20 protein-coding genes are annotated in these 21,543 nt (G+C 69.9%); 9 read left to right on the top strand and 11 right to left on the bottom strand.

The genetic code is table 11. The annotated features are described in order from the left end of the window. Nucleotides 1-141 precede the first annotated feature (141 nt). On the bottom strand, nt 142-2,436 hold the full coding sequence (locus FG385_RS29195; RefSeq protein WP_139100023.1) for a sodium-translocating pyrophosphatase: 2,295 nt from the start codon (nt 2,434-2,436) through the stop codon (nt 142-144). 237 nt (nt 2,437-2,673) lie between these two features. Here FG385_RS29195 and FG385_RS29190 point away from each other — a divergent pair, with 237 nt between their 5' ends. After that, on the top strand, nt 2,674-5,124 hold the full coding sequence (locus FG385_RS29190; protein WP_139100022.1) for a DEAD/DEAH box helicase: 2,451 nt from the start codon (nt 2,674-2,676) through the stop codon (nt 5,122-5,124). Here the strand turns inward: FG385_RS29190 and FG385_RS29185 are convergent. The 7 genes from FG385_RS29185 to FG385_RS29155 all read right to left on the bottom strand — a co-directional run bounded on the left by FG385_RS29185 (nt 5,091) and on the right by FG385_RS29155 (nt 9,526). Continuing rightward, a complete protein-coding gene (locus tag FG385_RS29185) occupies nt 5,091-5,720 on the bottom strand; it encodes a bifunctional DNA primase/polymerase (RefSeq protein ID WP_139100021.1) in 630 nt (209 codons plus the stop codon). The two genes, FG385_RS29190 and FG385_RS29185, sit on opposite strands and share 34 nt — an antisense overlap. Before the next feature lie 258 nt (nt 5,721-5,978). Next, nucleotides 5,979-6,410 (bottom strand): Rv3654c family TadE-like protein, encoded by a 432-nt coding sequence (locus tag FG385_RS29180; RefSeq protein ID WP_139100020.1) that lies wholly within the window; start codon nt 6,408-6,410, stop codon nt 5,979-5,981. Then, nucleotides 6,397-6,762 (bottom strand): TadE family type IV pilus minor pilin, encoded by a 366-nt coding sequence (locus tag FG385_RS29175; protein ID WP_139100019.1) that lies wholly within the window; start codon nt 6,760-6,762, stop codon nt 6,397-6,399. The genes FG385_RS29180 and FG385_RS29175 overlap by 14 nt, the downstream gene beginning before the upstream one ends. After that, nucleotides 6,762-6,989 (bottom strand): DUF4244 domain-containing protein, encoded by a 228-nt coding sequence (locus tag FG385_RS29170; protein WP_139100018.1) that lies wholly within the window; start codon nt 6,987-6,989, stop codon nt 6,762-6,764. Before FG385_RS29170 ends, FG385_RS29175 begins: the two co-directional genes overlap by 1 nt. Before the next feature lie 34 nt (nt 6,990-7,023). Further along, nucleotides 7,024-7,590 (bottom strand): type II secretion system F family protein, encoded by a 567-nt coding sequence (locus FG385_RS29165; RefSeq protein WP_139100017.1) that lies wholly within the window; start codon nt 7,588-7,590, stop codon nt 7,024-7,026. Between the two features lie 5 nt (nt 7,591-7,595). Next, nucleotides 7,596-8,363: a type II secretion system F family protein gene (locus FG385_RS29160; protein ID WP_235022862.1), complete on the bottom strand. Its 768-nt coding sequence runs from the start codon at nt 8,361-8,363 to the stop codon at nt 7,596-7,598. Further along, nucleotides 8,360-9,526 carry a TadA family conjugal transfer-associated ATPase gene (locus FG385_RS29155; protein WP_139100016.1) on the bottom strand — a complete coding sequence of 389 codons (1,167 nt, stop codon included), beginning with the start codon at nt 9,524-9,526 and terminating at the stop codon, nt 8,360-8,362. The genes FG385_RS29160 and FG385_RS29155 overlap by 4 nt, the downstream gene beginning before the upstream one ends. Before the next feature lie 518 nt (nt 9,527-10,044). Between FG385_RS29155 and FG385_RS29150 the strand changes: the two genes are divergently transcribed. Continuing rightward, nucleotides 10,045-10,617, top strand: coding sequence for a hypothetical protein (locus tag FG385_RS29150; protein WP_139100015.1), 573 nt, complete (start codon nt 10,045-10,047; stop codon nt 10,615-10,617). A gap of 5 nt (nt 10,618-10,622) precedes the next feature. On the opposite strand, the gene ssd is transcribed toward FG385_RS29150, so the two are convergent. Beyond that, nucleotides 10,623-11,702 (bottom strand): septum site-determining protein Ssd, encoded by a 1,080-nt coding sequence (gene ssd, locus FG385_RS29145; protein ID WP_139100014.1) that lies wholly within the window; start codon nt 11,700-11,702, stop codon nt 10,623-10,625. Nucleotides 11,703-12,099: 397 nt separating this feature from the next. Here ssd and FG385_RS29140 point away from each other — a divergent pair, with 397 nt between their 5' ends. From FG385_RS29140 to FG385_RS29115, 6 genes are all read left to right on the top strand, one after another. Next, entirely contained in the window at nt 12,100-12,930 is an 831-nt protein-coding gene (locus FG385_RS29140) for an HAD family hydrolase (RefSeq protein ID WP_407645567.1), read from the top strand. Nucleotides 12,931-13,378: 448 nt separating this feature from the next. Continuing rightward, nucleotides 13,379-15,136, top strand: coding sequence for a glycoside hydrolase family 3 protein (locus FG385_RS29135; protein WP_407645566.1), 1,758 nt, complete (start codon nt 13,379-13,381; stop codon nt 15,134-15,136). Beyond that, on the top strand, nt 15,133-16,368 hold the full coding sequence (locus FG385_RS29130; protein WP_139100013.1) for an exo-beta-N-acetylmuramidase NamZ family protein: 1,236 nt from the start codon (nt 15,133-15,135) through the stop codon (nt 16,366-16,368). The genes FG385_RS29135 and FG385_RS29130 overlap by 4 nt, the downstream gene beginning before the upstream one ends. Before the next feature lies 1 nt (nt 16,369). Then, the gene (locus tag FG385_RS29125) at nt 16,370-17,509 is read left to right on the top strand and encodes a serine hydrolase domain-containing protein (RefSeq protein ID WP_139100012.1); all 1,140 of its coding nucleotides are present in this window, start codon (nt 16,370-16,372) and stop codon (nt 17,507-17,509) included. Nucleotides 17,510-17,917: 408 nt separating this feature from the next. Then, nucleotides 17,918-18,910 (top strand): MurR/RpiR family transcriptional regulator, encoded by a 993-nt coding sequence (locus FG385_RS29120; RefSeq protein WP_235022861.1) that lies wholly within the window; start codon nt 17,918-17,920, stop codon nt 18,908-18,910. 44 nt (nt 18,911-18,954) lie between these two features. Continuing rightward, nucleotides 18,955-19,884 (top strand): N-acetylmuramic acid 6-phosphate etherase, encoded by a 930-nt coding sequence (locus tag FG385_RS29115; protein ID WP_139100010.1) that lies wholly within the window; start codon nt 18,955-18,957, stop codon nt 19,882-19,884. 4 nt (nt 19,885-19,888) lie between these two features. Here FG385_RS29115 and FG385_RS29110 read toward each other — a convergent pair whose 3' ends face one another. Beyond that, the gene (locus FG385_RS29110; RefSeq protein WP_139100009.1) at nt 19,889-20,614 is read right to left on the bottom strand and encodes a Fic family protein; all 726 of its coding nucleotides are present in this window, start codon (nt 20,612-20,614) and stop codon (nt 19,889-19,891) included. Further along, the gene (locus FG385_RS29105; RefSeq protein WP_139100008.1) at nt 20,611-21,105 is read right to left on the bottom strand and encodes a phosphoribosyltransferase; all 495 of its coding nucleotides are present in this window, start codon (nt 21,103-21,105) and stop codon (nt 20,611-20,613) included. Before FG385_RS29105 ends, FG385_RS29110 begins: the two co-directional genes overlap by 4 nt. Before the next feature lie 258 nt (nt 21,106-21,363). Here FG385_RS29105 and FG385_RS35105 point away from each other — a divergent pair. After that, on the top strand, nt 21,364-21,543 hold a 180-nt coding region (locus FG385_RS35105), incomplete at its 3' end, for an acetyl-coenzyme A synthetase N-terminal domain-containing protein (protein WP_139100007.1).

Below are 21,543 nucleotides of genomic sequence, written 5' to 3'. Positions count from 1 at the left end.
GCACGCGAACACCTCCCGACTACGGCGGTCTTCCTCGACGGTACCGACCCGGTTGCACTGTGCAAATCCTGGGCCACCTACCCGGGCAGCAGAACGGGCCCGCCGCGACGAACACGTGCGGCGGGCCCGTTCCGTTCGGACTCAGGCGGTTTTCGCGGGCTCCTGCGACTCCGCCGGCTGCGCCGGGGTGTCGGTGATCGTCGTGCTGCGCCGCTTCGACACAACGACGGCCACGATGATGATCAACACCGCGACGAGCGCGATGCCGAGCCGCACACCGAACGAGGCGTCCGGGCCGACCGAGAACTGCACGATGGCGGGCGCGATCAGCACCGAGACCAGGTTCATCACCTTGATCAGCGGGTTGATCGCCGGGCCGGCGGTGTCCTTGAACGGGTCACCGACGGTGTCACCGATCACGGTGGCCGCGTGGGCTTCCGAGCCCTTGCCGCCGTGGTTGCCGTCCTCGACGAGCTTCTTCGCGTTGTCCCAGGCACCACCGGAGTTGGCGAGGAAGATCGCCATCAGGGTGCCGGTCGCGATCGCACCGGCCAGGTACCCGGCGAGCGCGCCGGTGCCGAGACCGAACCCGACCGCGATCGGGGCGAACACCGCGAGCAGGCCCGGCGTCGCCAGTTCGCGCAGCGAGTCGCGGGTGACGATGTCCACGACCTTGCCGTACTCGGGACGGGTCGTGCCCTCCATGATCCCGGCGATCTCGCGGAACTGCCGGCGCACCTCGTACACGACGGCGCCCGCCGCGCGCGAGACCGCGTTGACGGCCAGACCGGAGAACATGAACACGACGGCGGCACCGATCATGACGCCGACGAGGGTGTTCGGGCTGACGATCGTGTCGATGAACGACTTCACGCCCTCGGTGGACATCCCGCTCAGCGCCTTGGTGATGGCGTCCTGGTAGGACCCGAACAGCGCGGTCGCGGCGAGCACGGCGGTGGCGATGGCGATGCCCTTGGTGATCGCCTTGGTGGTGTTGCCGACCGCGTCCAGTTCGGTCAGGGTCTGCGCGGCGTCCTCGTCGACGTCGCCGGACATCTCCGCGATGCCCTGCGCGTTGTCGGAGACCGGGCCGAAGGTGTCCATCGCGACGATCACGCCGACGGTGGTCAGCAGGCCCGTGCCGGCGAGCGCGACGGCGAACAGCGCGATCGCGCCGCCTAGCAGGTACGCGCCGAACACCGCCGCACCGATCACGATCGCGGTGTACACGGCGGACTCGAAGCCGACGGAGATACCGGAGAGGATCACCGTCGCGGCGCCGGTTTCCGAGGTCTTGCCGACGTTCTTCACCGGACCGTGCTCGGTGCCGGTGTAGTAGCCGGTCAGCCGCAGGATGAGGCCGGCGAGCACGATGCCGATGATGACCGCGACGGTCGCGATGACCGCCGGGTTGCCGTCGTTCGCGTACTGGGAGCCGAACTCGGAGAACGAGCTGGGCAGGAACACGAACGCGGCGACCGTGCACAGCACCGCCGAGATGACCGCGGAGACGTAGAAGGACCGGTTGATGGTGACCAGACCGCCTTCGCCCGACCGCGCCCTCGTGATGTACACCCCGATCACCGCGGTGATCACGCCGATGGCGGGCACGATGAGCGGGAAGATCAGCCCCGAGGAGCCGAACGCGGTGCTGCCCAGGATGAGCGCGGCGACCAGCATCACCGCGTAGGACTCGAACAGGTCCGCGGCCATCCCGGCGCAGTCACCCACGTTGTCGCCGACGTTGTCGGCGATGGTCGCGGCGTTGCGCGGGTCGTCCTCGGGGATGTTCTGCTCAACCTTGCCGACCAGGTCCGCGCCCACGTCGGCGGCCTTCGTGAAGATACCGCCGCCGACACGCATGAACATCGCGATCAGCGCGGCGCCGAAACCGAAGCCCTCCAGCACCTTCGGCGCCTGCCCGGTGTAGACGAGCACCACGACCGCGGCGCCGAACAGGCCGAGCCCGACTGTGAACATCCCGACGGCGCCACCGGTGCGGAACGCGATCCGCATGGCCTTCTCGCGTCCGCCCTGCTCCCGCGACGCGGCGGCAACGCGCAGGTTCGCCCGGGTTGCCAGCCACATGCCGGTATAGCCGATGGTGAAGGAGAAAGCAGCGCCGACGAGGAAGAAGATCGAGCGGCCGATGCGCTCGTTCCAGTCGTCCGCCGGTAGCGCGAACAGCAGCAGGAACACCACGACGCCGAAGATCGAGAGTGTGTTGCGCTGCCGTTTGAGATAAGCGGCCGCCCCTTCCTGCACCGCCTTGGCGATGTCCTGCATCTTGGCGGTGCCCTGGCCGGTGGCCAGCACCTCCTTGAGCAGGAAGTAGCCGATGACGAGTGCGATCAGGGCGACCACGGCGACCACGCCCGCGATGGCGTAGTCACCTCCGGAGAGCTCGAGGCCCTCCGCGAGGAATTGCCGGGACATCCGTCCTCCTGGAAACGTCGCCTTGCGCCAGCTTCGGCTTCGCTGCGGACAGCATGCCGACGCTGGCATGGGATGTGCACCACAAGTGGTGTCAGTTTGCCGGAGTGTATTGGTACAGCTTTCGCCACGGTCAGGGCGTCCCTTTATGATCACTCAGCGTGCATGTGAGTCTGCTCACCGTGCCTGGCCGTCAGGCGGTCCTCCAAGGCTGTCGTACATGTGTGCGATCCTGGATCGGTGGCAGACATCGAGCGGGCTCGGCGGCTGCTGCGTCGCGTCACGGCAGGCATTCCGGAGTCCTCGAACCCCGTGACGCATGTCGCCGAGCAGCCCGCCAGGGCCGCCCGGTGCGTCGAGTGGCCGTCATGGGCGGACGAGGGAGTCGTCGCGGCCCTGCGCAAGTCCGGTGTCGAGCAGCCGTGGGCGCATCAGATCGAAGCGGCGGAGCTGGCACGCTCCGGGCGCAACGTCGTCATCTCGACCGGTACGGCTTCCGGCAAGTCGCTGGCCTACCAGTTGCCGGTGCTGTCGGATCTGGTCGAGGACGAGCGGGCGTGCGCGCTGTACCTGTCGCCGACGAAGGCGCTGGGTGCGGACCAGCTGCGCTCGCTGTCCTCTTTGGACATCTCAGGGGTGCGGGCGGCGACCTACGACGGCGACACGCCGATGGCGGAGCGGGACTGGGTGCGCGCGCACGCACGGTGGGTCTTCACCAACCCGGACATGCTGCATCGCGGCATCCTGGCTTCGCATGCGCGCTGGTCGCGGCTGTTCCGGAAGCTTTCGTACGTCATCGTCGACGAGTGTCACGGCTATCGCGGGGTGTTCGGATCGCACGTGGCGTTGCTGTTGCGGCGGCTGCACCGGGTCGCGCGGTACTACGGCTCTTCACCGGTGTTCATCCTCGCGTCGGCGACAACAGCGTCGCCGGCGGAGTTCGCGTCGCGGCTCGTCGGGCAGGAATGCGGGGCGGTGACGGACGACGGTTCGCCGCGCGGCGCTCGCACGGTCGCGTTGTGGGAGCCGCCGCTGCTGGAGGATTTCTCCGGGGAGAACGGCGCGCCCGTGCGGCGGTCGGCGGGTGCGGAGGCCGGGCGGATCCTGGCGGAACTGGTCATCGAGGGGGCGCGCACGCTGACCTTCGTGCGGTCGCGGCGGGGCGCCGAGCTGACCGCGCTGGGCGCCCGGCGCCTTCTGTCCGAAGTAGACAAGGAGTTGGCCGGCAAGGTCGCGGCGTACCGGGCCGGCTTCCTGCCCGAGGAGCGGCGAAAGCTCGAACGGGCGCTGCTGTCCGGCGAGTTGCTCGGGGTGGCGACGACGAACGCCCTTGAGCTCGGGGTCGATATCGCGGGCCTGGATTCCGTGGTGCTGGCGGGATATCCGGGCACGCTCGCCTCGTTCTGGCAGCAGGCGGGCCGCGCCGGGCGGTCGGGTGACGAGGCGCTGGTGGTGTTCGTGGCGCGGGACGATCCGCTGGACACCTATCTGGTACACCATCCCGCCGCGATCCTCGACCGGCCGGTCGAGACGGCGGTGCTCGACCCGGCGAACCCGTACGTGCTGGCGCCGCAGCTGGCGTGCGCGGCCGCCGAACTGCCGTTGACGGCGAAGGAACTGGACGCCTTCGGCGGTGACGCGGCCCGCGAGGTGCTCCAGGCGCTGGTCGCGGACAAGCTGTTGCGGCGGCGGCCGAGCGGCTGGTACTGGACGTCGAAGGACCGGCCTCAGTACGAGGTCGACATCCGCGGTTCGGGCGGGGACCAGATCGCGGTGGTCGAGGCGGATACGTCGCGGCTGCTGGGCACGGTCGATCCGGGCTCGGCTTGCACCACGGTGTATCCGGGCGCGGTGTACCTGCACCAGGGTTCGTCGTACGTGGTGGACGAGCTGGATCTGGAGTCCGGGATCGCGCTCGTGCACGCGGAGGACCCGGAGTGGACGACTTCGGCGCGTGAGGTCGCGGACATCAGCGTCCTGGCCGTGCACGAGCGGGTCGACTACGGCGGGGTGACGGTGTGCCTCGGCGACGTGGCGGTGACTTCGCAGGTCGTGGGCTACCTGCGGCGGCGCCCTTCTGGCGAGATCCTCGACCAGGTGGCGCTGGACCTTCCGGAGCAGAAGCTCGAAACCCGTGCCGTCTGGTACACGGTCTCGGACGAACTCCTCGACCGGCCGCCGGTGCCCGAGGATTCAGCGGGGACCGGGGTGCGCTCGGGCACCGGCGAGCCAGGTGGCAGGGCGCCGGGGGGCGCTGGTCTCGAGCCAGCGCGCATCCCCGGCGCCCTGCATGCCGCCGAGCACGCGGCGATCGGCCTGCTACCGCTGTTCGCTACGTGCGACCGCTGGGACATCGGCGGGGTTTCGACCGCGCTGCACGCTGACACCGGGGAGGCGACGGTGTTCGTGCACGATGGCCATCCCGGAGGCGCGGGATTCGCCGATCGCGGTTTTGCCGCTCTGGTCCCTTGGCTGGCCGCTACGCGGGAGGCCATTGTCTCCTGCGAGTGCCCGGCGGGATGCCCGTCCTGTGTGCAGTCACCGAAATGCGGGAACGGTAACGATCCACTGGACAAGGCGGGGGCTGTGGCCGTACTGGATACCGTGCTCGGGGCGGTGTGTCATCACGGCGACCAGCGCGACCACGTGGTGGTCTTTCAAGCCGCGGCGGATGCCCCGACAAGCTGCTGAGCCCAGTCACGGTTCTCGGCTTCGTCCAGCGCGCGGGCGAGGACCGAGTGCACCGCGGCGGCCTGCGGCAGGTGCCAGCCGAGCACGTCGGGCTTGACCCGCCAGTGCACGACACCGTGGTGGAACGGGGTGGGCGGCAGCGGAACCCAGCTGCCCTGCCCGTGCCAGCGGATCTGGTCGCTCGCCGCGAGCCGCTCGGGCAGGCCGTCGGCCACGGTGCTCAGGAACAGCCAGCGGCCGTCCGGTGTCGCGACGATCGGTGCCGGGTGCCCGGTGGCGCGGAGCAGCCGCGCGGCTCGCTTGCCCAGCTCGACGCCGACCTCGACGGCGTCGACGACCTCGCCGGTGGCGACCAGCAGGCTGTACGGGTGATCCCCGTCCCACCAGCCCGCGATCTCACCGGGGTGCGCGTCGAGCCGGTCGGCCCAGTCGCCGTGCACCGGGACGGGGCCCGACCAGGCCTCGTCGCCCGACTCCGTCGCCGGAGCGGTACCGGGCAGCACCGGCCAGCCGTGGCAGGCGAGTCCGATCGCTTCTGCACGTAGCTCGATGCGGAACGCGTCCCGCCAGCTATCCGACCAATCCGTGTCCAACATCCGCAAACAACTCCTTGTTCGTTCCACCGCCCGCGGTGGCTTCTATTTCAATAAACGGCAAATTGCAGAGTGCCGGTAGTGGGCGGTCGACAACCGGCCGTTACGGAACGACGAGCGAACGTCGGCGCACCGCCCGAGCTGAACACCGTTTGTCGATCACCGCACGCAAGGCGATCGCTCCGGCACATGTCGCCCAATCGTGACCATTCACACGGTTTTTCCTTTCAGCGCAACGGGTTCAGCTGATCAAACCCTCGACTATCGCACCGCCGGCGCCGACCGCTCGGCGCGTGAGGGCGACCGTCCGTCCTCGATCCAGGTCGGCCCGTGCGACTCGGCCGCCGCCGCTCGTCGCGCCACCGGCCCGGCTCTCGCATGTGCCGAGCAGACCCCGGGGAGGCCTGGCACGTCGGCCTCGACCTCGACGAGCGCGTCCCACCGCTCGAAGCGGCAGCCGACCAGCCGGACCGCCATCCGCACGGCCACCGACCGGGCCCGCTCACACGCCGCAACCGGTCCCGCTCCGGCCCGTCCGGCCGCAGCCAGGGCCGCGAGGTCCGCTGCGCTCGTCGCTCTGTGCCGGGTCTCGATGACGGACCCCAGTGAGAGAAGCAGGCCCACGACGACCATGAGCGAGGCGATCGCGCCGGCCGCCCAGACGGTGGCCGTGCCCCGGTCACCCCGGAGCATCGGGAACTCCGGGTTCGAGCAGGGCGTAGGCATGTCCGTGCAGGTGCAGACCCGGCAGCAGACCCCCGAGCGGTTCTGCTGTCACGTCCACGGTGACCGCGTCACCGGTCACCTCGACCCGCAGGCGCGCGCCGGACATGATTTCGGCGACCGCCCGGGCGGCCAGTGGCCGGTCGCCGCGAGCGACCAGCCGGGCGGCCTCCCTGGCCGCGTCGGTACACCGGATCTGCCCGGCGACCGCGACGACACCGGCGAGGACCAGGCCGAACACGAGGGTCAGCGCGCCCAGCGCGATGGCTGCCTCGACGGTGACGGCGCCACGGTCCGGCTCGGCCCTCGCCGGCGGAGACATCAGGCGTTCACCGACAGCGCGTTCTCGATGAGCGAGGTCAGGGCCGAGGTGACCGAGTCGCCGGTGACGATGCTGTAGAGCACGGCGGCGAGCGCGCACGCGGCGACCGTCCCGAGGGCGTACTCGGCCGTACTCATTCCGTCGTCACCGATGAGCAGCGGCCTTCGCCGGCGATGCCACCACCGGATCTCGTACCGGGCGTGACGACCTGGTGCCTGCCAGAACATGAGTTCTCCTTTCGGGGGTATCCTTTGTGGACATTCAGAAGATGCTGAGCCTGCTGGCGAGCCCGATCACGACGGGCACAACTCCCAGGCAGAGGAAGGCCGGCAGGAAGCAGAGGGCCAGCGGTCCGGCGATGAGCACCCCGGCCCGTTGCGCCCTGGCCTCGGCCTTGTCTGCCATCGAAGTTCGCAGTTGCGCGGCCAGTTCCTCGGCAACGGTCGCGAGCGCGCTGCCTGACCGGGCGGTGCGCTGGGCGGCCCTGGCGAGTTCGGCGGTGGCGGGGCCGGCGCGGGCGGGCGCCCAAGCTTCCGCCGGGCTCGCGCCCAGTGCCAGCAGGCGCGCCGTCGCCCTGAGCGCTTCGGCCTCCGGCCTTGTCTCTCCTTCGATGACCACCGAAATCGCAGTAGCCACCGGAAGCCCGGCACGAAGGCAGGCGGCGAGCAGGTCCCAGGTGGCGGCGAGGCCGAGGTCGCCGGGTTTCGGTTTCGCACGAAGCCGACTGCTCGACGGCGCTCTGGCGGCCACGAACAGGTGGCGCAGCCGGAGGCCAGCGGCAGGCCCAGGTACAAGCAGCAACGCCAAGCCGGCGAGGGCTGCGCTCATCGCGGTCACCGGACCGCTCCCAACTTCGTGAGATGGGAACTCCACACGACTCCCGCAAGGATCAGCGCTGCGCCGAGCACTAGCAGCAGGTGACCTGCCGAGGTACCGGTCAGGACGTGGAGCGGCCTGGCGCCGATGGCTTCGCCGAGCAGGAGACCGACACCTGGCAGGACGGCCAGCACTGACGCGCTGGCCCGGGGCCCCGCCATGCTCGCGTCGGCGCGCGCCATGAAACGCGCACCCGCCACGACATCGCGCCTGACCGCATCGAGCAGATCGGCGAGCGGGAGCCCGTGGCGCCGGCTCAGGGACCAGGCCTTGGCCACTTGGCCTTGCCGTCCGGAGGCGGGCGGCAGGTCGGCGCCGAATCGGGCCGAGGTGGCCAGTGCGTTCAGTACCGCGGCCACGGCCGGTGGCGCATCCGCGGCCGCCGCCTCTGCCGATGCCGCAGGCGGCGCTCCGCTGCGTAGCTCGGCGACCGTCGTGCGCAGGGCTTCTGCCATCGCCTTCGCCGCGGCCAGTTCGGTTCTGGTTCGTTTCCGCGACAGGCGCTGACGCCACGCGGCGAAGGCCAGCAGGGCCGCGGCTGCCGCTCCGGCGGGCCCCAGCAGGGCGACCACCGGGACCGCGCAGGCCGCCAGGAGCCAGCGGACGTCCGGCCGCCACCGTTCGTGCCGTTCGTGCGGTACGAGCGACGCGAGGCGGGCCGTCGCCGTCCTGGCAGCAGGCCAGGCGAAGAACGCGGCGGCCGAGCAAACGAGGGCGGCGATCACGGCAGCGTCACCCCTCGGGCGGCCAAGAGCGCGGTGAGCAGCGGCCTGCGTCTGGTCCACGCTCCGTCGCGCCAAACCGGGACCACGCGGATGTCTCCGCTCTCGGCCCGGGTCAGGACGGCCAGGTCGGCCAGGCGACGGGTACCGCCTTCGGCGCGGCGCATGTGCAGCACGATCTGGAGCGCCGCGGCAAGCTGGCTGTGCAGCGCGGCACGGGAGAGACCGCCGAGCGCGGCCAGGGCTTCCAGGCGAGCCGGGACCTCGGCCGACGAATTCGCGTGCAGGGTGCAGGCGCCGCCGTCATGGCCGGTGTTCAGCGCGTTGAGCAACTCGCAGACCTCCCGCCCCCGCACTTCACCGACCACGAGGCGGTCCGGGCGCATGCGAAGCGCCTGTCGGACCAGATCCCGCAACGTGACTTCACCGGCGCCCTCGACATTCGGCGGGCGGGCGATGAGACGCACGAACTGGGGATGCGCCGGTTGGAGTTCGCCGGCGTCTTCGACGCAGACGATGCGCTCGGCCGGCTCGACCGCGCCGAGCATCGCCGCGAGCAGGGTGCTCTTGCCGGCTCCCGTGCCGCCGGTGACGAGGAACGCCAGCCGCGCGGCGACCACCGCCCGGACCAGCCGGGCTCCCTCGTCGTCGAACGTCCCGAGCGCGCGCAGCGCCTCGAGACCGTGCACGGCCGGACGCAGCACCCGCAAGGCGATGCACGTGCCGTCCGCCGCGATCGGGGGAAGGACCGCGTGCAACCGCACTCGTCCGTGCGGGCCCGCGCCAGGAAGCCAACCGTCCACATAGGGCTGCGCGTCGTCGAGCCTGCGGCCCGCTGCGAGCGCAAGCCGCTGGGCGAGCCGGCGGACCGCTTCGTCATCGGGGAAGCGGATATCGGTGCGCCGCAAGCCTTCCGGCCCGTCGGCCCAGACCTCGCTCGCGCCCGTGACGAGGACATCGGTCGTGCCCGGTTCGGCGAGGAGCCCTTCGAGCGGACCGACGCCGGTGAACTCGTGGCGCACCTTGCGCAGCGCGTCGAGTACTTCGGCGGACCCGACCGGGCCGCCCGCCTCGGCACGCACGGCTTCGGCGACCGTGGCCGGATCGGTGCCGGAACCGTTGCCGGCCAAGCGAAGGCGAACGCGTTCCAGGAGTTCGGGGGTCATCACGGCCTGCCTTTTCTGGCCGCGCGTCCGGAAAAGTCCCTGTTTCGTGCCGGTGCCACGGCGATCCCGCCGCCGTTTCCGTCAAGCGCCGGATCGGCGAGGCGGAGGCACGTGCTGGGTGCGCTCGGTCGTCCGCAAAGATCGAGTTGTGCGGATGGGACCGGGATGGCTTTCAGTGGGCTGCCGTCGGATGGCCAAGGCTGTTGTTGCCGCCTGTGCTGCCACCCTCGTGCTGACTGCTGATTAGGCGCTGCGGACCATCGCTGCGTAGGGCGTTGACGGCGGAGCCAGGGCTGCCGCACACCGACCAGTTCCGACGAAGTAGCGGAGGAAGCGCGCCCCTCGAGATGCTTGGCGGTGTTGCGGGATTGATTACCGCCATGGTGAACCGCGCCCATTACGGGACCCGTGGAGGCGAGAACTAGTCCGAGCCTCGCGATGCGCGAGTCATCGCGGACCAGCTGCGCCTGCGCGATGATTGGCGTCAGGTCAACGGAAGCGACGACCTTGGCATCGAGTTGAACCTGCTGGTGGCCCGTCGCCGGGAACCCCGCGACATGCTGACCAGCATCTTTCCCGAGTCGGCATGGGCCATGCATCGTGCGAGAAACCTTGCCTGCGCGGCCTTGGATGCCGCTGGCCGGCAGAAGAGCGCGGTGCCCGGAGAGGCGGTGGCCCTTGTCCGCAACTTGCCTGGGATGGGGGCCACCCTCACCGCGGAATTCCAGCGCAAGCGGTCCGAAGGAAAGCGACATCAACAGGCCCAGATCGCGCTCGCCCATCGGCGCATCAACGTCCTGCACGCGACACCTCGGACGCGACGGCCGTGCCCCTGGTCGTCCGGAATGATCGGAGTGTGCAGGCTCAGGAGGCTTGGCTCCCCGTCCAGGCGGATTGACAACGAGCCGGACAGCATTCGCGAGTTCAGTGCCGAGCATGGCCGCGCGATCAAGAGCGGACCTGCCAGCAAACCCTTCTACCGACGCAGACGCCACCACCAAACCGTGATCGCACTGGCCAGGCGACGCATCAACCTCTGCGCCCTGCTGCGCAACCCCCACCGGCACAACATGACCGCGGCTGCTCGATGACGACATCAGGCTGCCACCTCAGCGGGGAGCGTGCCTTCGCGGAGGTCGGCGAGCACGATGCGGGCCGCGCTGAGCAACGGGCCACGGACGCGCGGGGTGAACTCGCCGTTTTCCATCGACTTCACGAGGTGCTTTTCCGGCGCCATGGACGTCAGCAGCGGAACCTGCACCGTCTCCGCCGCGTCCTGCGGGGCGAGGCCGCCGGGCGCGGGGCCGCGGACGACGAGTTTCACCCTGTCCGCCCGGTCGCCGAGCGTCTCGACCAACCGCCTAGCCGAGACGCAGGCCCGAACTTCGGCCGGCACCACCAGCACGAGCAGATCAGCCCTTGCCACAACGGGTTCGATACCGTCGCAGAGGTGCCTGGGCAGATCGCAGACGACGACCTTGCCGGCCCGGCGGCCGGCGTCCACAACGGACACCAGCGCCGCGGACGTGGGCCCGCCGCCTTCGCGATCGCACGAGACGAACGGGAACCGGCCGTGCCGGTGGGCATGTTCGGGTAGGGCGCCGCGGAGCGCCTTCATCGAGATACGACCGCCGTCCACCCGGAGCCCGGGCCACCGCACTCCCGTGACCGATTCCGCGCCCAGCAACAGATCCAGCCCGCCACCGAGCGGATCACAGTCGACGAGGAGGGCGCCGTCCTCACCTGCGGCAAGGCCGAGCCCAGCCGCGAACACCGACGCACCGGCGCCACCACGGCCACCGAGCACCCCGACGACGCACCCGCCGGGCACCGCCGGACCTTCGGCGGCTTCGGCGAGCGCACCGACTATCGCCGATTCCGCGTCCGGAAGGGACAGCACCTGGTCGACCCCGGCGGCGAACGCGCGCCGCCAGGTCTCCGGGGCGGGGGTGCCTTTCGTGATCAGCAGGACCCCAGGCCGCCGCCGCGGCAGGTCGGCTTCGCCGTCGATCACGTCTTCGCCGATCAGCACGAGCGGCGCGCGGACCCAGGCACGGCCGGCCGATACGAGGTCCGGCGCGCGTTCGACCTCGCAGCCGACGGCCGCGGCAAGGCGGAGGATCTCGTCGAGCAGCGTCTCGTCGGACACGATCACGAGCAGGCGATCGTCGGTCATCTCAACCCCCAGATACGGTTGGCGCGAGGAATTCGGGCTGACTCCACCGTCGCCTGGGGGCTGGGGGAAGAACAAGATGGAATCGAGTCGGCTGTGGATAACCCGGGTGTTGTGGACAACTCCGAAACCGCGGGAAAGAGGCGACCCCCGCCAGGGGGGAGGGACGGGGGTCGCCAGCGGTTCAGCCCCGGGGGGTCGGGCTGAACCTGGCCGGTGAACACACCGGTACCGAAACACTCTAACCCCGCCCCCGGCCGTCAAACCCGGCTTCGGCCACCCACAATTCGGTAACGCCACCAGCAATCGTTTTCTTGTCCTCGTAACGAATTTTCCCGCGCGGCGCGGCGTGCGCGGTCGCCTGGCGAACCGGTGCGCCGGAAGCTTCTATCCTGGAGCCGTGGCAGAACCGATCAGCTCACCGGCGAGCGCCCCGCGTGCGGCGGCCTTCTTCGATCTCGACAAGACGATCATCGCGTCGTCCAGCGCCCTCGCCTTCAGCAAGCCGCTGCTGCGCCAGGGCCTGATCAGCAGGCGGGCGGCGCTCAAGAGCGCGTACGCGCAACTCGTCTTTTCACTGTCCGGCGCCGACGAGGACCGCACCGAGCGGATGCGTGCCGAGATCTCCGCGCTGTGCACGGGCTGGGACGTCGCCCAGGTTCGCGCGATCGTCAACGAGACACTGCACGACATCGTCGACCCGCTCGTCTACGCGGAGGCGGCCGAGCTGATCGCGTCGCACAAGGCGCAGGGGCACGACGTGATCGTGCTGTCCGCGGCCGGCGAAGAGGTCGTCACGCCGATCGCGGAGATGCTCGGGGCAACCCGTAGCGTCGCGACACGGATGGAGATAGTGGACGGCCGGTATTCCGGGCAGGTCGATTTCTATTGTTACGGCGAGCAAAAAGCCTCGGCGGCCAAGCAACTGGCCGCCGAGCACGGTTATGAACTCACCGAGAGCTTCGCCTACACCGACTCGAGCACCGACGTGCCGTTGCTGGAAGTCGTCGGTAACCCCTTCACGGTCAACCCGGACCGCATACTGCGCCGGATCGCCGCCGAGCGCGGGTGGCCGGTGCTGACCTTCGACAACCCGGTCTCGCTGCGAAGCCGCATCCCGGCTCCCTCGCCCACCGCTGTCGCCGTCGGCGTCGGTATCGGGGCGATGGCCGCGGCCGGGGTGACCTGGTACGGGCTGGCCCGGCGCAAGCGCGGAGGTGATACAGCGTAGTCGCTTTGAGTGGCCTCGACACCGGATCGAGTCTCTGTACCGGTGCACCCGATAGAACCCTTGAAGTGACGGCGGTCACTGGGTACAAAAGTGAGTGCGGACATCTTGTCGGCCAGGGAACGGGGCGAAGATAAGCCCTGATCCACCCCGAGAGATCTCCGTGCGCGGACCTCGGGCACCCACGCGCAGCGCGCCGCGGGAGGCTTGTCGTCAAGGGACTGCGTACCGGGACGCCGGACGCCGAGTCCAGGTAGGTACGACACGAGTTGCACGCTTGGTCACCCGGGTGATCCGCGCGGGCGGGGCGCCGTCGGCAGTAGCCGGTGGCGCCCCGCGCATGTTCGGGCGCGAGTACGTTGCCCCCCCTTCGGGAAGGTGAGTAGCTTTCCCGCTACCGGCCAGTTCCGGTGGGAATTCCCACGACGGCCGGCACTGGAGGGAGACGCTCGTGAGCTGGAGGAACAATGCCCTCGCCCTGCCGATCGCCGGGCTTCTCGTGGTGACCGGCGCGAACGCGGCATCGGCCGCCGACTGGGCGCATCACGTCCTGCGCGGTATGAGCCTGGCGGAGAAGGTCGGCCAGCTGTTCGTCATGGACGTCTGGGGCGAGTCCGCGAACGAGCCCGACTGCGGCAACCAGGCGAAGTACGGGGTGGACACCGCGGCGGAGGTCGTCGAGCGGTATCACCCGGGCGGAGTCATCTACTTCAACAACTCCGGCACCGACAACGTCGACGATCCGGCACAGGTCGCGAACCTGTCGAACGGGCTGCAGCGAGCCGCCCTGTCCTCGGGGGCACATCTGCCGCTGATCGTCGCGACCGACCAGGAAGGCGGGCGCGTCACCCGGATCGCCGCTCCCGCCACCGAGTACCCGTCGAGCATGGCCGTCGGCGCCGGGCGCAGTGCCGGCGACGCCAGCCGGCTCGCCTCGATCAACTCCCATGAGCTGCGGGCGATGGGCATCAACCAGGACTTCGCACCGGACGCCGACGTCAACTCCAACCCGCTCAACCCGGTCATCGGCTCGCGCTCCTTCTCCGGCGATCCGGCGCTGGCCGGCGAGATGGTCTCCGCGGAAGTGACCGGCTACCAGAACTCGGGGCCGCCGACGGAGACGGTTTCCGCGGCGGCCAAACACTTTCCGGGACACGGTGACGCGGCGACCGACAGCCATACCGGGCTGCCGGTGATCAGCCGGACCGAACAGCAGTGGCGCGAAATCGATCTGCCGCCGTTCGAGGCAGCGATCAAGGCCGGGACCGACGTCGTCATGACCGCGCACATCACGGTGCCCAGCCTCGACGCCTCGGGCGAGCCCGCCACGCTGTCGAAGCCGATCATCACCGGGATCCTGCGCGACGAGCTCGGCTACCAGGGTGTCGTCGTCACCGACTCCCTCGGTATGGCGGGCGTGCGGCAGCTGCATCCGGATTCGGAAATCCCGGTGCTCGCCCTGGAAGCGGGCGTCGACCAGATGCTCATGCCGCCGGACCCGGCGGCGGCGATCAAAGGCGTGCTCGACGCGGTGAAGAGCGGGCGGCTCACCGAAGAGCGCATAGACCGGAGCGTCCTGCGCATCCTCGAGCTGAAGTCCAAGCGAGGGATCGTCGCCAAGCCACTGGTCGATCCGCGGGCGGTCCCGCGCACCGTCGGCACGCCCGCGCACCAGGAGCGGATCCAGCAGCTGACCGACCGCACGACGACCGTCCTGCGCAACGACGCGGGGCTTCTGCCGCTGAAGGATCCCGGCCGGATCCTGGTGACCGGCTGGGACAACCCGGGCTACCCCGGTTATCCGGCGGAACCCGTCGTGACGCTGGCGGACCGGCTCGGCGGTACGGCGATCTCGACCGGTGCGAACCCGTCCGCGGCACAGATCAGCACCGTGGTGGACGCCGCCGAACAGGCGGGCACGGTCGTGGTGCTGACGAACGGCCTGCGCACGTCCACCGCGCAACGGGATCTGGTGGACGGGCTCCTCGCGACGGGCAAACCCGTCGTCGCGGTCGCCGTGCAGGAGCCGTACGACCCGGGCTACGCCGACGTGCCGACCTGGGTCGCGACCTACGACTGGCGGGACGTGACGATGAGTTCGCTCGCGAAAGTGTTGCTGGGCAAGATATCCCCGCAGGGCAAGCTGCCGGTGTCGATCCCGGCGGGCGATGTGGTCAGGTACCCCTTCGGCACGGGACTGACGTGGTGAGCGTCAACCGCCGCGGCTTCCTGGCAGCCGGTGCGCTCGCCACCCCACTGCTCGCCACGAGTTCCGGGATCGCACAGGCCGCACCGGAAAGTGCCGTCGTCACGGGTGCCGACCAGCTCGCCGCGCAGGGCTGGCGCACGCTCGCCGGGCGCAAGGTGGGCGTGCTGTCGAACCCGACCGGCGTGCTCGCGAACCTCGACCACATCGTCGACTCGATGGTGGCCGCCGGGCTGAAGCCCGTCGCGGCGTTCGGGCCCGAGCACGGATTTCGTGGCAGCGCACAAGCCGGTGGTGCCCAAGGCGACTACACCGATCCCCGCACCGGCATCCCCGTGTACGACGCCTACGGGGCGACGTCCGACGGTCTCGCGGGGATGTTCACCAAGGCCGGAGTGGATACCGTCGTCTTCGACATCGCCGACGTCGGCGCGCGCTTCTACACCTACATCTGGTCGATGTACACGGCCATGGTGGCCGCGGCCCGTGTCGGCGCGTCGTTCGTGGTGCTCGACCGGCCGAATCCGGTCGGCGGCAAGGCAGCCGGACCGATGCTCGACCCCGCGTACGCCTCGGGTGTCGGGCTGAAACCGATCGTCCAGCAGCACGGGATGACCGTCGGTGAACTCGCCCGGTTCTTCGCCGGTGAGTTCGTCCCGTCCGCGAAGCTCGACGTGGTTCAGGTGCGCGGCTGGCGGCGCGACGAGTTCTTCGCGGGGACCGGGTTGACGTGGACGCCGCCGAGCCCGAACATGCCGACCCCGGACACCGCGCTGGTCTACCCCGGGCTGTGCCTGTTCGAAGGCACCGTGTTCAGCGAGGGCCGGGGCACCACGCGGCCGTTCGAGATCATCGGCGCGCCCGGCGTGGACTGGCGCTGGCGGGACGCGCTGTCCGCGCTCGGACTTCCGGGCGCCGAGTTCCGCGAAACCTATTTCGTGCCCACGTTCGCCAAGTTCGCCAACCAGACCTGTGGTGGCGTGGAACTCACGGTCACCGAGCCGCGCCGGTTCGACGCCATCCGCACGGCCGTCGCGATGCTGGTGACGGCCAAACGCCTGCATCCGGACCAGTTCGGCTGGCGCCCCGATCTGGCGATCGACAAGCTGTCCGGATCGGACCGGCTGCGCAAGATGGTCGACGCGGGCGCGGACGTCGACGAAATCGCCGGATCGTGGCAGGCGGAACTCGACGCGTTCGTCGACCGCCGCAGGCCGTACTTGCTCTACTGGTGACGTGCACACCGTGCTGCGCGACGGCAGTCCCGCCGACGCCGGTCTCAACGCGGCGCCGATCCGGGAGGCCGAGCGGTTCCTCGCCGGCTGCCCGCATTTCTCCGGCGCCGTCGGCGTGCTCGTGCACGACGGCGTGATCGTGGACCGGTACGCGACCGGGCAGGCGCTGCGGTACTCCGGCGCCGCCGAGCTGCCCGCGGACCGGCAGGTGCCGACGCGGGTGGACACGATCTTCGATCTGGCCTCGATCACCAAGCTGTTCACCTCGATCGCGGTCATGCGCCTGGTCGAGACCGGGCAGGCCGAGCTGACCGCACCGGTCGCGAAGTACCTGCCGAGGTTCGGCACGCACGGCAAGCGGGACGTGACCGTCAAGCAGCTGCTGACGCACACCTCCGGCCTGGACGCCAACCCCTCGCCTCCGCTGTGGCAGGTTCCCGCCCGCCGCGAAGCAGTGCTCGACAGCCCGCTCGTCCACCGGCCCGGCTCGGCATACCTGTACTCCGACCTCAACTTCATGACGCTCGGGTTCCTCATCGAGCGGCTCACCGGTTCGACGCTGGACGAGGTCGTGCACGAGCACATCGCGCGGCCCCTGGGCATGAGCGACACCGGATTCGGCCCGCCGGCGAGCAAGCTCGGCCGGATCGCCGCGACGGAGTACCAGACGGACCCGCCTCGCGGCCTGGTGCACGGGCAGGTGCACGACGAGAACGCGTGGGCGCTCGGCGGTGTGTCCGGGCACGCGGGCATCTTCTCGACCGCCGGTGACCTAACCGTGCTCGCGCAGACGATCCTCAACAGCGGCCGCTATCACGACGCCCGCATCCTGGAGCCGGAGACCGTGCGGCAGCTACTGGCGAACCACAACCAGGCCTTTCCCGGCGAAGACCACGGCCTCGGGTTCGAACTGAATCGGAGGTTCTACATGGGCGCGCTGTGCTCGCCCGTGACGGCCGGTCATACCGGGTTCACCGGAACCAGCCTGGTGATCGATCCGGCGTCGCGGTCGATCGCGATCCTCTTGACCAATCGGGTACATCCGACCAGGAACCGGGGCTCGATCAACCTCGCCCGGCAGACCTGGGCGACCGCACTGGCGCACGGATGGCGGCACAACTACCGGCGGCTGGTCAGGTGATTCTTCGCTTCGCGCGCGGCGACGGGCACTTGTCCACCCAGCGGACCGTTTCGGTGGATGGTGTGCGAGCAACCAGCACCAACGGCACCGTGTGGAAGGCTGAACGGCCCCAGATGTCACTCTCCGCGACTGTCTGGCAGCGGGAAATGGCGGCTATTGGGATACGAATTTCAAGCCGAATGCGACATACCATGCGGCTGGGATTCCTAGCACCGATCGAACGCCGAGGGCTACCGACGATCGTTGGCTGTTTCGGGAACCACAGCACGTTGCCAAGTCGTTAACAAGTAGACGTTAACAACTTTGACCTGGTTGGCGACTTTCTGGGCAACTGAGTCAGCGCAGCTCGGACGTGCAGGGACGGACGAGTTGCGATCGTCCCGAAGGATGTGGTTAGCCTTGTCCCAAATGCCGACGGTTAGTAACTTTCCCACGGAATCACATACCGATTCCGTAACCGAACCTGCACCGAACGACACGATTCCTCCGGTCCGGGAGTCCGAAGCGAGTCCGCTGGTGCGGATTCGCTCTCTGCTGCCCGGCTTGGCCCGTGCTGAACAGCGCGTAGCCAAGGTGGTGCTCGAGGATCCGTCGGCGGTGGCCCGCAGGAGCATCACCGAAGTCGCCCTCGCGGCGAACACCAGCGAGACGACCGTCACCAGGTTCTGCAAGGCTGTCGGCGTCGGCGGCTACCCGCAGTTACGGATCGCGCTCGCCGCCGACACGGCCCGGTCCGAGGCGCGCTCGTCCCGCAACCTCGGCGGGGAGATCGGCTTGGACGACGACCTCGCGGCCGTCGTGGGCAAGGTGAGCTTCGCCGACGCCCGCGCCGTCGAGGAGACCGCGGACCAACTCGACATCGCGACGCTCGAGCGCGTCATCGACCTGCTCGCCGACGCCGGCCGCACCGACGTCTACGGCGTCGGCGCGAGCGCGTTCGTCGCCGCCGACCTGCAGCAGAAGCTGCACCGCATCGGCCGCGTCTGCTTCGCGTGGTCCGACACGCACATCATGCTGACCTCGGCCGCGGTGCTGGGCTCCGGCGATGTGGCGATCGGCGTCTCCCACACGGGCGCGACCACCGACACCGTCGAGGCGCTGCGGGTCGCCCGCGAGCACGGCGCCACCACCGTCGCGCTGACGAACTTCCCGCGGTCCCCGATCACCGAGGTCGCCGACTACGTGCTGACCACGGCCGCGCGCGAGACGACGTTCCGCTCGGGCGCGACGGCGAGCCGGATCGCACAGCTGACCGTCATCGACTGCCTGTTCATCGGTGTGGCGCAGCGCCATATGGACGAGGCTTCCCGCGCGCTGGACGCCACCAGGGAAGCGGTCGGCACGCATCGGCTCGGCGTGCGGCCGGACGGGCGACGGCGTCCTCGCGAAACCGGTAAATGAGCAGAACCGAAACGGCGGGGGGCCGGAACCGACACAGGAGGAGCATGATGAGGGTGCCGAGCCCGGTAGTGCACGTCGATTCTCCGACCGAGCAGCGCAACCCCCGGACGATGGACATAGACCGGCTGCCGACGCTCGGCGTCCTCACGCTGATCAACTCCGAGGACCGGCGCGTGCCCGAAGCCGTCGGCGAGGTGTTGCCCAAACTCGCGAACGCGGTGGACCACGCGGTGGAAGCGCTGCGGAACGGCCACCGGGTGCATTACGTCGGCGCCGGCACGTCCGGCCGGCTCGCCGTCCTCGACGCCGCGGAACTCGTGCCCACGTACAACGTTCCCTCGGGATGGTTCGTCGCGCACCACGCCGGCGGTGCGGACGCCCTGCAGAAGGCCGTCGAAAACGCGGAAGACGACGCGCAGGGCGGTGCCGAGGAGCTGGCGGCGGCCGTCGAGCCCGGCGACTTCGTGCTCGGCCTGACCGCCTCCGGGCGCACCCCGTACGTGCTCGGCGGGCTGCTCGCGGCGCACCGCGGCGGCGCGCGAACGGCGCTCGTCTCGGGTAATCCGCGTGCGACGCGGCCTGCCGGTGTCGACGTGCTCATCGCGGTCGACACCGGGCCGGAGGTGGTCGCCGGCTCCACCCGGATGAAGGCGGGCACGGCGCAGAAGACGATCCTCACGGCGTTCTCGACCGCCACAATGGTCCAGCTCGGGCGGACCTATTCGAACCTGATGGTCAGCATGCGCGCCACGAACGCGAAGCTGCGCGGGCGGACGCTGCGGATCCTGCACGAGGCGACGGGGGCGAGCGATCGGGAATGCGCCGAGGCGCTCGCCGAAGCGGACGGCGACCTCAAGGTGGCGCTGATGCGCCTGCTGTGCGGAGTCGACGCCGCGACCGCGACGGCCATGCTCGCGGCCAACGGTGGGCACGTGCGCAACGCCGTGAATGCTTGCGCCGCCTGCTCCGCCTGAAGGATCAGCTCGCGGCCTCCGCGATCCCGCGCGCCTCGCGAGCCCCCATTTCCATCGCATCGCAACAGAACAGGAGCCAGGCACGCACACCGTCCGGCTCCCCGGTCGCGAACGCCTGCGCCGCTTCCCGGTACCGCGCGACGCGGCGCAGGCACGCCACCTCCGGCACGGTGAGCGACTTCGGATCCGTTCCGGTCGCCACCATCGTCAGCCGGGCCGCCGCTCGCGCCACCACGCCGTCGGCGGTTCCGAAGGGCCCCAGCGCCAGCAACTCCCCGTGCACGACGGCCGCCTGCAGGGGGCCGGGCACCGACGTCGCGCCGGTGACAAGCTGAGCCAGCAGTTCCAGTCGCTCCCCGGTCCCGGCGCGTGGGCGCCCGAGCGTGTCCGCGTCCGAGACCAGATCGGCGGCCGCGAGCACATGCATCCGGGCCAGCGCCTGTGCCGGGGCCCGGCGCCAGGTCGGCAGCAGCGACTCCAGCGACTCCGCCACGCGCAACGCCCCGGCGAGCAGCGGATCCTTCACCGCGGCATCGGCGGGGATTTCCGGGTCCGCACCGTCGATCGCGGCCGAGGCTCGTGCCGCGCGGACGGACGCTTCGGCGGCGGTCGCCGAGCCGCCACGGAGGTTCGCGGGATGCCGGTGCACCGCGAAGACCGCGTCCTGCGCGGACTTCACGGCAGCCGCGACGCCATCGAGTTCGAGCAGCGGGGCGAGCGGGTCACTCATGCGTCCACCACCCGCCCCGCGTGCTCGACGACCGGCGGCAGCGCCGACCACGCGAAGTTGATCCACTTGTCGGTGCGCCGCCAGACATACTCGCAGGACACCTCCGAGCGCGGCTTCTCGTAGATCACCGCACAGCGCACCTCGGCCACGTGCTCGGCGCAGAAGTCACGCACCAGCTTGAGCGTCGCCCCGGTGTCGGCGACATCGTCGGCGACCAGCACCTTCGCCCCGGCCAGATCGACCGCGTTGGGTACCGGCGGCAGCACCACGGGCAGGTCGAGCCGCTGGTCCACGCCCGTGTAGAACTCGACGTTCATCACGTGCAGGTTCTTCACGTCGAGCGCGTAGCCGAGCGCGCCCGCGACGAACAGCCCGCCGCGCGCGACGGACAGGATCAGGTCAGGCTCGAACCCGTCGTCCGCGATCATGCGTGCCAGCGCCCTGCTGGCCGAACCGAACAACTCCCAGGTGAGCTCTTCCCGCTCAGCCATGCAACCTCCTTGCAACCCCGTCGCGGCGAGCATATGCGGCATGCCGATGGACCTTTCGAGAGCGGCGTTCGGAGAGGTCCACCCGGCGGCGGAGATCGTGAAAGGATGGGCGTGCACTCACCCGAAGGGTAGTGGTGGACCCCATCCACAAGCCCATGTCACGGTGGACCCGGAAGCGCGCCCTTTCGCTCCGCACAGCAACGTCGCTAACGTGCTTCCCGCGTACCACAGATCGATAACTTCAGGAGGCCGTGCACCATGACAGAGCAGTCCCCCGGCTTGTCCAACCTGCTCACGGAGAACCGGACATTTCCCCCGTCCGCAGAGTTCGCCGGGCAGGCGAACGCGACCGCGGAGTGGTATCAGCGGGCCGAGTTGGATCGTGAGGGGTTTTGGGCGGAGCAGGCGGAGCGGTTGTCGTGGGATACGAAATGGTCG

The sequence above is a fragment of the Amycolatopsis alkalitolerans genome, assembly GCF_006152065.1.
GTDB lineage: Bacteria > Actinomycetota > Actinomycetes > Mycobacteriales > Pseudonocardiaceae > Amycolatopsis_E > Amycolatopsis_E alkalitolerans.
Note: the sequence above shows the minus strand (reverse complement) of the source record. Positions and strands in the feature narration are given on the sequence as shown.